8 protein-coding genes are annotated in these 13,709 nt (G+C 31.5%); all 8 read right to left on the minus strand.

What is annotated here, in order from left to right; genetic code table 11:
* Positions 1 to 2 precede the first annotated feature (2 nt).
* The 8 genes from Q0829_RS24265 to Q0829_RS24300 all read right to left on the minus strand — a co-directional run bounded on the left by Q0829_RS24265 (position 3) and on the right by Q0829_RS24300 (position 13,707).
* Complete coding sequence (locus tag Q0829_RS24265) at positions 3 to 1,709, minus strand: ATP-binding protein (protein ID WP_298547850.1); 1,707 nt, start codon at positions 1,707 to 1,709, stop codon at positions 3 to 5.
* Between the two features lie 10 nt (positions 1,710 to 1,719).
* On the minus strand, positions 1,720 to 2,232 hold the full coding sequence (locus Q0829_RS24270; protein WP_298547851.1) for a hypothetical protein: 513 nt from the start codon (positions 2,230 to 2,232) through the stop codon (positions 1,720 to 1,722).
* Between the two features lie 398 nt (positions 2,233 to 2,630).
* A complete protein-coding gene (locus Q0829_RS24275; RefSeq protein WP_298547852.1) occupies positions 2,631 to 5,690 on the minus strand; it encodes an efflux RND transporter permease subunit in 3,060 nt (1,019 codons plus the stop codon).
* An 11-nt stretch (positions 5,691 to 5,701) separates the two neighbouring features.
* Positions 5,702 to 6,754, minus strand: coding sequence for an efflux RND transporter periplasmic adaptor subunit (locus tag Q0829_RS24280; RefSeq protein WP_298547853.1), 1,053 nt, complete (start codon positions 6,752 to 6,754; stop codon positions 5,702 to 5,704).
* A gap of 12 nt (positions 6,755 to 6,766) precedes the next feature.
* Positions 6,767 to 8,125 carry a TolC family protein gene (locus Q0829_RS24285; RefSeq protein WP_298547855.1) on the minus strand — a complete coding sequence of 453 codons (1,359 nt, stop codon included), beginning with the start codon at positions 8,123 to 8,125 and terminating at the stop codon, positions 6,767 to 6,769.
* Positions 8,126 to 8,194: 69 nt separating this feature from the next.
* Positions 8,195 to 8,812: a TetR/AcrR family transcriptional regulator gene (locus Q0829_RS24290; protein ID WP_298547857.1), complete on the minus strand. Its 618-nt coding sequence runs from the start codon at positions 8,810 to 8,812 to the stop codon at positions 8,195 to 8,197.
* Positions 8,813 to 9,263: 451 nt separating this feature from the next.
* On the minus strand, positions 9,264 to 10,574 hold the full coding sequence (locus Q0829_RS24295; protein ID WP_298547858.1) for a TolC family protein: 1,311 nt from the start codon (positions 10,572 to 10,574) through the stop codon (positions 9,264 to 9,266).
* Positions 10,561 to 13,707 (minus strand): efflux RND transporter permease subunit, encoded by a 3,147-nt coding sequence (locus Q0829_RS24300; protein ID WP_298547859.1) that lies wholly within the window; start codon positions 13,705 to 13,707, stop codon positions 10,561 to 10,563. The genes Q0829_RS24295 and Q0829_RS24300 overlap by 14 nt, the downstream gene beginning before the upstream one ends.
* Between the last annotated feature and the right edge of the window lie 2 nt (positions 13,708 to 13,709).

Consider the following 13,709-nt stretch of genomic DNA (forward strand, 5'->3'; position numbering starts at 1 on the left):
TTTTAAGTTTCTTTAATGAGTAGACCTATTGCTACTGTCATTCCTAAGTTGTCATTATTGCTTAACGTAAAGGTACCTTTGTTTTTTGTAATTAAAGTTTTACTTAACAGTAAGCCAAGCCCTAGACCTTTGGATCTATCTATTTTTTCAATAGTTAATACTTTATAATTATTAATTATATCTAAAACTTTAGAAGGCATTCCGGTACCAGAATCTCTAATCTTGAGAATACATTCTTTATTTTGAATAGAAGTCTCTATAGTTATTTTGCCACCATTCGGTGTGTATTTAATAGCATTGTCAATTAAATTTCTAAAAGCAATTTTAAACAATTCTTTATCTAAAAACACCTGTGCATTAGAGCTTAGATACTTAGTGTTTAGTTCAATGTTCTTTGCAGAAGCTAAAGGTCTAAAATCAAATAAAATAGCATCTACCAAAACTTCTATTGGATGTGTTTCTGGGTTAAAGAGCAATTGGTCACTTTGTTGTAAAGCCCAATTAAGAATATTATCTAATAATTGAGAAGTGCTTTTAGCGATAGAAGTATTTTCGTTATTCAAATTCTTGGCTGAATTAATATTATTGATTTCTAATAAATCAGATAATTTTTTATGATTATTTTTTAGCAGATTGATGGGGGTTCTTAAATCGTGAGAGATTACAGAAATTAAATAATTCTTTGTGTTATTTGATTCTTCTAATTGTTGTCTCTGTAAGTTTATAAATTTGTTTTGTTTTATTTTTATTCGATACAAGTAGAGAAGAGCTCCTAAAAAAACGGATATAATAATAAAAGCTATTACAAACAACTGTATACGTTCTTTTTGCTTTTTTGTAATTTGTTTCTGAGCAAAAACCTCTTTCTCTTTAACAGCGACAGCAATTTGTTTGTCTTTTTCTAAAAGTGCAGATATTTTATCTCTATTCCAAAGAGAATCTTTCCATTTTATATACTCCGTATAATAGTCGACACTTTCTTTATAGCGTTTTCTGTTTTTCTCTACTACTGCCATGTTTTGAGCAGTATTTTGTTTTGCTGTAATATTCGAAAATAATTGAGCAACATGGTATGCTTCTTCAAAATATTGTATAGCTTCTGTGTCTTTATATTGCTCATAAAACAAGTTGCCTAAATCCAATTTCGCATAAATGATACTTAGTGTATCTTTTTCATTTTGAGATATTTTTAATTCTTTAAGCAGAAATTTTTCGGATTCTGGATACTTTTTTAAATGCAGGTAGCATAATCCAATATTGTGATATGCTCTTTTTAATTTATTAGTACTTTGTATCCTATTGGATTTAATTACAGAATTATAATAATTCAAAGCTTTATTATATTCTCTATTCTCCAATGATATAGATGCAAGATTATAATCTACTAGATATTTATATGGAAATGAATTAGGAATACTTTCTAATTTTTCCAGAGCGATGGAATTGAATTTTTTTTCTAGCGCACTTACGCCATAAATATAATCTAAGTAATTCCTTATTTCAGTTGTGTCTGATAATTGATTATATGCTTGACTGCTATAGATAAAAGAAGAATCAATTTGTTGATTAAAATAGAAAATATGTGCTTTATGAAAACTTGTAATGTTCTTTTTACATATTTTTTCTATATTTTTTTTTAAATCAGAATAATCCTTGTCTTTTTGCGCAAACAGACAGAAAGGGAATAAAAATAAAAGTAGTACTCTCACTATTAATATCTTAATTAGTCCCTGTTCTTACCGTAGTAACTGTGCCTCTTGATGTTTCTGGGTCTAAATTGTTATCGTGTACAATAATTGCCTCAACAGATTGTCCATAATTTTCTTTAATACTGTAATGAATTTTAATGTGGAATAAATCATACGTCATTGGTTCTAATTCATTATAAGTTTCATAATCAATACCAAAATTTCTACATAAGATTATATCACTATCAGTAACTGTAGATATTTCAGTCTCTATGGTGGATACTCCATTATAACTAAAGTATATTTTATTTTTAAGGTCCTTTGAAATTAATTCAAAACTACTTTGATTAGGGTTTTGAATAGTTTTAAAATTAACAGGGATATGAATAATAATATTTACAGCATACGTTCCAGAATCTTCACTATTATAGATATTTGCTAAGGGTATTCTTGAAACTTCCCATACATCAATTGGGTCTTTATTTATTTTTTTACAAAATTTAGGTTCAAATTCTAGCCCTGCAATAGTAATCTTGTTTCCCATTCAAATAATTTTAGGTTTTAGTTGATAATTTAAATGTACTAAATATAAAACTGTAAAACCTTATTTATGAAGAAAATCATAAGGTAAAATATAATGAAATTTCCCCTAATTCTTTATTTAGTAGGTTCTTCAATTATCTCAAGTAAATAATTTAGATCACACTTTAAGAAATACTTTCGGTTTTCTTAATAATGTATTCAGAAACTATTAAAAAAAACATATTTCCGAAACGATACAGTATCGTAGTCTGGATCGGGATGGTTGGTTGGGGTAAATTAAAGTATGACTAACCAAATCTATTTTAAGAAGTTATATCAGTTATCTTGCTTTTCAAGTTTATAACTCAGATCTATTAACTTCTCTTTGTAAATATTATCTAGTTAGTCAATACTATTTTATTAAACTTTTTGATCTATTACTTCAATTTTAGGAGGTATAAGTTTATAAATAACTGTACATACTAAAAATGCGAGCAATGTGGAGCTTATTAACCCTCCTATCAAAACAACTACCAATCCTTCATATAGAGGATTTGCTTCGAGAACCAAAGGCGTTAATCCACCTATAGCGGTACTTGCGGTTAAGATTATTGGTATAAAACGTGTTTTTGCTGCTTTTTTGATAGCATCTTCTAAAGCCATGCCTTCAATTCTTAGTTGATTGGTAAAGTCAACAAGCAAGATGGAGTTTTTGATTTCAATTCCGATCAATGCGATAAATCCAACAAGTGCCGTAAATGATAAAGGGTTTCCTGAGAGATATAATGCAATAAAAGCACCAATTAATCCTAAAGGAATAACAGACAATACAATTAAAGAACTTTTAAATGATCCAAATTCCAGTATGAGTATAAGTAAAAAAATGACACCAGCAATTAAAGCTGTAATTCCAATTCCATCAAAAGCATCTGATTTATTTTCTAATTCTCCTGCAGCGACATAATGATACCCTTCCGGAAAATCAAATTGATCTAACTTTTCTATAATAGCAGCATTTAGTGCTGCATACGTATATCCTTTTTTGGCGTATGCATTTATAGTAACATAGCGGGACTCGTCATAGTGTTTTATGGATTGTGTTTCTGTTTCATATTCTAGATCAGCTACCTGATTTAAGGGGATAGATGCTCCAGAAAAAGAATTCACATACAAGTTTTCTAAAACAGTAGGTGTTGTAAAGCGATCTCGAGCTAGTGTTACCGTAATGTTCATGTTATCCTGACCTTCACCTGGAGAATATTCTGCCATGGGTAAGCCAGCAATTGCCATTCTAATTGTTTGATCTATTGTTGCCGTCTGAATTCCTAAAATACCAGCTTTCTCTTTATTAATTTTAAATTTGAGATTGGTTTTATTGGTAGCAACAGGATTTGTAATGTAGAGCGTACCAGGTGTTTCTTTTAATATGTTCTCTACTTGAATGGATAGGTTTTGAAGCGTTTTTAAATCATCCCCAAAGACGCGAATAGCTACCGGAGCTTCAAAAGGAGGTCCTTGTTCATAATCAATTATTTGAATTTTTGCATTTGGATAATATTGGAAATCTTTACGAAGACTTTCAATAATATCTTCTTTTTCGTCATAAGAATCTACATCGGCTTGAACAAAAATTTGAGCAAAGTTAGTTTGTTCATTACGCTGACGCACATTATAATAAACTGTTGGATTTCCCTTACCTACATTAGTTGTAAAGTATTTTATATGCTTTGTTTCTTGTAATTTAGCTTCTACATATCTGGCTGCACGATCTGTTTCCAATAAAGTTGCTGTTTGAGGTAATTCAATATTAATTTGAAACTGAGGCTTTTCAGATTTCGGAAAAAGACTAAAACCAATTACCGGTATAAGCGCAAAAGATCCTAAAAGCATTCCTCCAGCAATTAGAAGTGTAACATAGGGTTTTCTTAGTACCCAATCCAGAACTCTGGAATAATAGCTGTCTATAAATTTTTGTAGCACTCTTAAGAAAATATTTCCTTGAGATTTGGTATGTGTTTTTAAAATTTTATTTGATAGAAAAGGAACTACTGTTAAAGAGACCAACAATGAAGCTAAAACTGTTGTAACCACTGCCATGGGTAATCCTCTTATAAAATCTCCAGATCCGCCGGGTAATTTTAAAATAGGCAAAAATGCTGCGATTAAGGTAAATGTCACTCCAATTACTGCCATAGAAATTTGTTTTACGGATTCTATGGAGGCTTCCATTCTAGAAGCACCCTCTCTTATATAGCGTTCAATGTTTTCTACAACAACAATAGCATCATCTACTAATATACCAAGCGCTACAATAAACCCCACAATACTTAATTGATTTATAGAATACCCTAAGGCATCCATAACAAAAAGCCCAATAGATAGTGATAGAGGAATAGAAATCATTACTACCCAGGCGGATCTAAATCCTAAAGGTAATAGCGTAATGGATACCAGAAGAATCGCAAATAAAAAATCTTTACCAAATCTGCTAAGACGTGTTTTTACGGTTTTTGATTGATCAAAATTAACTACCAAATCCATAGATTTTGGTAGTTTTTCCTTAAAATCGTTAATTATTGGCCAGGCTGCATCACCAACTTTGAAAATGTTTTCTCCATCATTTTGGCTTGCAGAAATAAGAACTGCGCGCTTGCCATTTAGGCGAGTAATATGTCGCTCTTCTTCATAGGTAGAAACTACATTAGCAATGTCTTTTAGTTTAATTATTTTTCCATTTGAAGCATATATTACTGTGTTTTTAATGTCTTCAATGCTTTCATAATCACCACTGGTTTTTACATTAAATTTTCTGGAATTGATATTAATTGCTCCTCCGGGAATATTTACATTTTCGCTTTGTAGGGCACCATAAACATACTGCAATGGAATATTTTGTTGCGCTAGTTTTTGTAAGTTTAATTCAACTCTAATTTCTTGTTCCGGATATCCCCAAGTTTCAACTTTTTTAAACCCTTTTATTTTTTCAAGCTGCTCCTCAAGTTGTTCTGCGGTTTTTTCTAAATCTGCATATGAAGCATTTTCTGAGGTAATTGCCATCTGAAATATGTTGACATCAGATGAGTTAAATTCCTGAACTTCCAGTGCATATAAGTTTTCGGGTAATTCACTTCTTGCGGCATTAACTTCTCTAACAATTTCCTGATACTTTTCATCTTTATCCACCTCAAAAATGTATTCTACATCAATAACAGCTAATCCGTCTTCAATGGTAGTTTTAATTTTTTTAATATCATCGAGCTCATTAATCTTTCCTTCTAAAATATCGACTACTTGATCTTCAATATCTAAAGGAGAGGCTCCCGGATATATGGCAACCACAAAGAATCTAGGAAAGTTAACCTCTGGATCTTCACCTCTTGGCATATTGAATAGAGAGTTTGCTCCAAGAGCAAGTATCGCTATTAAAATGACTACCGAAAAAGAGGTGTTTTTTACAAAAAAGGATGTTATGTTTTTCATCTTGTATTATTTTAGTTGAGGACTTTTACAGATACGAATTCATTTAGAAAACCTGAACCTGACGTAACTACATTATCTCCGTTATGTATTCCTTTTGAAATCGCAATCCGTTCTTTATCCATAAATGCAATATCAACAGGTATCTTTTTAACTTTGCTACTACCATCCAAAACAAAAACAAACCCATTATTGCCATTTGCATCTACCAATGCTTCAATGGGTATTATCATATAGGATGACGCCGTTTGTGTTTTTATTGCTGCGCTGGCAAACATTCCAGTAGCAAATTTGACACCTTTGGGATTTACTTTTATTTCAATAGCATAGGAACCATTAGTAGGATCTGCTCCTTGAGCCAGGCGAATAATTTTTCCTTCGAATGTTTTATCTGGATACGCGTCGATATGAATTGATGCTACATCTCCTTTCTGGAGTCTTGCCCAGTCTTTATCAGAAACTCCAATTTCTAATTTCCATTCATCTTCTGTTGTGTCATTCATGAATAGGATAGGAGTTCCAGGATTTACTAACTCACCTTCATTCATCATTTTTCGAACAATGGTACCATCACTTATGGCTCGTATTTCTGCATAATTTTGATTAAAAATTGCTATTTGTAGATCTTGTCTTGTGATATCCAAAAGGGTTGTCAGATCTTGAACTTGCTCCAAAGTGGCAGCGTCATCTTTATAAAGGCTATTTACTCGTTTTAAATCTCTCTTTGCTTTGTCATGAGCTTTCCTAGCCTGTGTTACTTTGGCATTTATTTCTGTTAGGTTTAGTCTGGCCAAGACTTGTCCTTTTCTTACTGATTCTCCTTCTTCAACGTATATTTTATGAATTACACCACCTATTTTAAATGATAGTGTTGCTTCTGTATCAGAGGACAATAGTCCAGAACCTTTTACAGGTAGTGAAACTGTTTCTTCCGATACAGTTGCTATTGATACAGCAATTTCGTGGGTTCCAGAATCATCATTTGTATGATGATTATCTTTACAGCTTTGTAATAGTGTTGTTATTACCATAACCATTACCAGGTGTTTTAATTGTTTTGTTTTCATTTTTTTTGATTTTTAAAGCGCTAGAACTCTATCAAGTTCAGCTTGTTTTTTAAGTACATTATATTGTGCGATCACTAAACCCAATTGTGAATTAGTGTATTGAACTCTGGCATCTAAAAACTCAACCAGTATGACAAGGTTTTCTTCGTATTTACGCTTGATGATTCTGAAGTTTTCCTTGGCACTTTCAAAGGCAGATTTTTTGGAGGAAACAACAGTGTTAGATGCCTCCAAATTGTAGTAGGCGTCTATAACTTGCAGTCTAATTTGTTGTTCCAATTCTTGATAACGTGTTTGATACTGTTCTACTTGTATTTTTGTTTTTGTCTTTTTTGCTTTATTCTTTAATCCTGTAAATAAGGGAATTGATACATTAAACTGTAGTACGCCATAATCCTGATTTCCATCAAACTCATAACCAAAACCTTGATAACCAATAGAGCCACCAAGAGAGAATTTAGGTATCCAACTGTATTTTTCTATTTTATGAGCATATGTATTAGCCTTGATAACATGATCTAGTTGAACTAGCTCTTCCCTTTCAGATAGGGCAGTAGTTTGTAGCGTGTTTAAATCACTAAATAGAAAACCTTCTGAAATTTTTAAAGACGTATCGATTCGTATTTGTTCATTGAGTTCTCTATTCAATAAGAAATTAAAGTAGCTTTTAGCAATATTGTGTTGTTGTACTGCTAATGCTCTATCGGCATATAATTGGTCTAGTTCGAATTGTGCTCTAAACACAACATCTTTGGTTGCTTTGTTGTTTTTTACTAATGCTTTATTAATACGTACTAATTCTTTTAATACAGTTTCTGAGCTATCATAAATATGTAATACTTCTTCGCTCTGGAGATAACTGTAATAACCTTGTTTGATTTCTTTTTTTAACTCTTGTACATAAGCATCTTTTTTAGCCTTTTGAAAAGATGTAAGAGCAGATTTTGCTTTATAATTGAAATAAACATCTGTATTGAAAATGACTTGCTTAAACTCAAGACGTGTATCATGAAAATCATTTGGTATAATTGGTTCTTCTACGTTTTGAAGATTTATAGGGAAATTTTCTGAACCCGTTAACTGATTTAATGTTGTATATACCGGATTTAGGAGATCACCTACAGGAATATCAATGGTTCTACCCCCATTAGCGATCATATATGATGCATTAAATGTAACATTAGGGAGGAATAATGCCTTTGCTTGTTTTAAATCCTCAAAGCTTTGCGACAATAGTTGATGCTCTTGTTGTAAAGCTAAATTGCTTTTTAAGCCTTCTTCTACATAATCTTCTATAATAGATTGCCCTATGGATAGGTTAGTAATCATAAGAAAAAAGAGAAGGTTATACGGTGTGCTTTTAGTTCTCATAATTATAGTATTAGATTGATATTCATTGTTTTTTTAGTAAACAGTGTTTACTATATGTGTAAAAAAATATTATACTTTGGTCATTGTCAAAATTTCATGCATAATTTCTGATGATTCTTTAAGTAGCGTCAACCTGTTTTCTTCTGGATACATCTTCATTCTATTTCTAATTTTTAAGGATACCATGCCGTGCACATAAGACCATATGGAAAATGCTACTGCTTCGGCATTCATATTCTTGAAATAACCGTCTTTTATACAATCTGTAATGATATCTAATAAAATTTGATGGGCCGACATTCCAATATCCCATCCGGATTCTGTTTGGTCTGATTGCATTGGTTCATTAAGGATGAACATTAAATCATAATATGCAGGATGCTCAATTGCAAATTTTACATAGCGCTGGTTTAATTGTTTTAAACGATCTATTGGTTTTTTTATGGACAATACAGATTCGAATTCTTTTTTAAAAAGTGTAAAAGCCTTTACACTAATTTCATATAATAAAGCGTCTTTGTCTTTAAAATATAGATATATAGTACGCGGACTGTATTCAATCTCTTTAGCAATACTTCTAATAGTGGTCTTACTATAACCTAAAGTAGAAAATTGTCTTGTTGCCGTATCGAGAATTAATGCTTTTAACTCTTCTTTCTCCCTTTGTCTTCTTTCTGTTATACCCATAGCTAAATTATTAAACGATGTAAATATAGTAAACGCTGTTTACTAAAAAAACAAATTATCATATTTTAACATATTAGGATGGGTTTTAGGCGAGAGATATTCTTGAATATATAATTAATAAAGGAGGTAGTCCCTAATGTCTCGTCTTGAAATAGTATCACATAAAAAAAGCCCGTAATACAAAACTACGGGCTAACTTAGATTTATAGCGATTGATCTGAAAAACTAGTGAGCATAAATTAGTTATAAAAATCACACTATAAATCTACCGAAACAAACAAATCATATCAGTTCTTATATAAAATTATTGAAATACGAATTGAACTATTTTGATTTCAGGCAAGGCATAAAATTTATTGATAGCCATAGCTATCGATCAATTTTGTAACGAAGCATCAAGTCAAAAGAGACAATTTTATACAATTATTTCATATGAGAAATGGTATCTTTATTATTCTAATAAGATTCCTCCTAATTGAAGTAAAGTAATCTCAGCAATCTTTAAATCATATTTTGCTTTTGCATTATTATTTAAGGCATTGAATAAATTGATTTGTGCTTGCCTAAATTCTACAGCAGATACCTGACCAAGACTAAATTGCTTTTGTGTACGATTAAAATTCAGTTGGTTTGTTACTATATTATGATTTTCAGCTTTAAGAGTAAATTGCTTATTTAAGTAATCTTCATAGGCGTTATAAACTTCTGTTTTTAATTCTTCTTGAGCCTTATAAAGTTCAATTTCCCGATTTTGTTTTGTTATTTTAGATGTTCGAACTTTCGTTTTTGTTTTTCCTCCATCAAATAAATTCCACGATAAATTCAGTCCTAAATTAACACCGTACGTTTCGTTATTAAGTGCGAATGAGGTTACGGGATTCATACTTTCGTTCCAATTATAACTTGCACTACCATTAATTTTAGGAAGAAATTTAGCTTTACTTATTTTGATATCTAACTCGCTCAATAATATGTTTTGCCTATTCAGTAAAGAGGTTACATTATTATTAATTGCATTTTGTAAGATGATATCTTCTTTAAGTGTTTTTTGAAAAATTACTGTGGTGTCTATAGCATATTCAGTAGTAATATCTCTACCTAATAGCAGATTTAGGTTGCGTTTTAGGTTTTTAAAATCTTTGTATGCAGAAGCATATGAAATACTATCATTATTAAGATCTACTTGTGCGTTTAGTTCATCTAATTTTGAGCCTTGTCCATATTTTAATTTCTTTTTGGTACGCTCTAGACGATCTTTAGAGTTTTTAATATTTAGAAGGAGGTTCTCGGTAATCTGTTTTTGATATGCTACATTATAATAAGTATCATATAATGAGACAATGGTATTCTCTATTAATTGTCGCTCTTCAATTTTTTTAAGATTGAAATTTTCACTGTTTTTTTTATTATTGAATTTACGTTCCAATCCATCAAAAATTGTATACTCTGCAGTAACAGAAGCATTATAGGATTCTGTTATGGCATTGGTTATATTGGTATTACTACCATCAGAAAAAGTTACATTTTGAGCTTCATCAGAGTAGTTGATTCCACCCGAAAGTGAAACGGTAGGCAGATAACCACTATTGAATACTCCTTTTTCAATATCAGAAACTTTTGTATTATTTTTTGCAATCCGGAGATCATAGTTCTTTTCTACCGCAATTTTTATAGCTTCATCCACAGTAAGTACATTTTGTGAAACCACTGGAGAACTAATAAGAAAAACTAATAGTATTGTTAAAGTTTTAAAATTTTTCATTTGCTACTTTTTGTTCTATGATTGCACGTTCTACTTCTTCTCTTGTTGGTTTTTTACCTGTTCTTACATATTTTATATAGACTTTAACTGTATTAGAAAACGATAGAAAAACAGGAAGAATGAATAGGGTTAATATGGTTGCAATTGCTATTCCATAAGAAATAGCGATAGCCATTGGTATTAAAAACTGTGCCTGTAGGCTTCTTTCTAACATCAAAGGAGCAAGACCTGCTATGGTAGTTATCGAGGTCAAGAAAATAGCTCTAAAACGTGCCCTCCCGGTTTCATAAAGAGCATCCTCAAACTTTAATCCTTCTTTTAAAAATGAATTAAACTTATTCGTAAATACAAGACCATCATTTACTACAATTCCTATTAAACCAACAATACCTAAATATGACAAAATACTCATTGGAAAGCCGTGTAAGTAATGTCCCCAAGCCACGCCTATAATACTAAAGGGTATAAGTGATAACAATATAAATGGCTGACTGAATGATCTAAATGTGAATACTATAACTACATATATCAGAAAAATAATGACAGGGAAAACAGCAGTTGCTGAGTCTGCAATTTTATTAACTTCTCGATTTTGACCTTCTGCAGAAACTGTAACTTCAGGGTATTTATCTTCTATGAGTTTAGCAACTCTTGTTTGTAAATCTATCATAATATCTGCAGCACTGGCTTTAGCATTATCAACATCCGCTTCTACAGTTACCTCTCGAATTCCGTTTAAATGATTAATGGCTACTTCGCCTCTTTCAATAGTATATGACGCTACTTCTGATAACGGAACCCGTCCATTTGATGTACTGATTTCAATAGTATTGATATTATTGATTGTTGATCTGTTCTGTTTATCGTATCGTACCCAGATTTTTACTTCGTCTTGACCTCGTTGAATTCGCTGTACTTCATTTCCATAGAAAGCATTTCTAACTTGTGTCATTAAACTATTATAACTTAAACCCAACAATTGTGCGTTATCCTTCAGTTTCAAATTAATCTCTTTGATACCTTTTGGGCTTGAATCTGTAATATCCTTAACATTAGGGTTCTTATTTAATTCGGAGTATATGATCTCCTTAGCTTTATTAATCTGTTCAATATTTTTGCCTTGCAAGGATACCGAGATAGGCGCTCCACCAACATTAGCACCAGAATTAAAGGATAGTTTTTCGAGAATCGGAATATTACCCACAGAAGCTCGAATTTTATCTGTAATTTCTATAGAAGAAATAGAACGTGTTTCGCTAGGGGATAGGTTTATTGTAATACTACTGGATGAACTACTTGGACCTATACGCTTCACGGTACCGGTAATATGAGATTCGTTTATCTCGTTTGGACCTAAATCTTTATTGATTTTCCAAACATTATTTTCTATGTAAGTGGCAATTGAATCTGTAACACGTTCGCTTGTTCCTTTGGGTGTGTTTATTGTTGCAACAATTTGATCACTTGCGTTCGTAGGAAAAAATGTTAATTTTATGATACCACTTGTGAAAGCGCCAATTGTAATTATGAACAAGAATAATATGATAGCAAAAGACAAAAACTTGTTCTGCAGACATTTTTTATAAACAGGACTGTATATCTTATCCCGTAAATAGTTCATAAATCTTTCTCCAAGTTTATTAAACTTACTTACTTTACTGATGTTCTTAATATCTTTAGAATGTGCTAAATGCGCGGGAAGAATCAATAACGCTTCAATTAGAGATACAAGTAAAGTTAAAGTAACTACAAGAGCAATATCTCCAAAAAAGTCACCTATCTGTCCATCTAAAAAGAAGAATACCGAAAATGCCAATATTGTAGTGGCAATGGCAGAAAGGATAGGTTTTAGTACTTCTAATGTACCATTTACGGCTGCTTGTATTGGCGACTCTCCTTTTTCTCGTCGACTGTAGATGTTTTCGGCAATTACAATACCGTCATCAACGAGTATACCTATAACCAGAATCATCCCAAACATGGAAAGCATATTTAAAGTAACTCCATAATTAGGTAAAAGAATAAACATCCCGAAGAAAGATATTGGTAATCCAAAAGCTACCCAAAATGCTACACTAGGTCTTAAAAAGAAAGATAAAAGTATTAAAACCAGTAACATCCCAACGATGGCATTTTCTAGTAATAGCGAGATCCTATCTTCTATAAGGTCTGCAGTGTTGAAAGTTGATTTTAATTCAATATTTTTATTAGTATCATTAAACTCTTTTATATAGTTTTTTACACTTTCTACGCTACTAATTAAGTCTTCAGAATTCGTATTTTTTAAGTCAATTTGTATTGCTTGTTCTCCATTGTAGAAAAGCTTATCGGGATTTTCACTAAAGGTGTCATTTAATTTGGCAATATCTCTAAGATATACTTTTGATCCATCTGTAGAGGATTTTACAACTATATCCTTAAGGTTATCTGCAAAATACTCTTTATTATTAGCCCTAATAAGAAATTCTTCATCCTTAGTTTTTATGGAACCTCCGGAAATACTAATGTTAGCTTCTGCAATAGACTTTGCAATTTCTTCGAATGTCAGGTTATAATTTCTAAGTTTAGCTTCTGAAATAGAAATTTCTATTTCTTCATCAGGAAATCCTGTTAGCGAAATTTGCGAAATTCCATCAATCCTTAGTAAGTCATTTTCTATATCCTGTGCATACTCTTTTAAAATTCGTAAAGGAATATCTTTACCAGTAATAATGAATGAAATAGCTGGTCTTGTTGGTTTAATTGTCTCTATGACCGGAGGTTCAATAGTTTTTGGAAATGAAGGAATTCTGTCGACTGCGTTTTTTACTTCATCTAATACCAAATTGATGTCAAAACCAGACAGAATTTCAATTGTTACAGATGCACTATTTTCTTGCGAAACAGAACTTACTCTGTCGACACCTATAATACCTTTAAGGTTTCGTTCAATTTTTTCTACGATACCTTCTTCAACCTCTTCAGGAGAGGCTCCTGGGTAAGTGACCGTAATCTGTATAGTTTTGGCATCAGATAAAGGGAAAAATGAGGAATTCATTTTTTGATACCCCAGAAAACCAAAAATTAAAAAGCCTACTATAAAAATATTTACAGCAACAGGATATTTTATAAAGTAACCAAGAAAGTTTTTCATAA

The sequence above is a fragment of the uncultured Aquimarina sp. genome (genome assembly GCF_947492405.1).
In the GTDB taxonomy this organism is placed as follows: Bacteria; Bacteroidota; Bacteroidia; order Flavobacteriales; family Flavobacteriaceae; genus Aquimarina.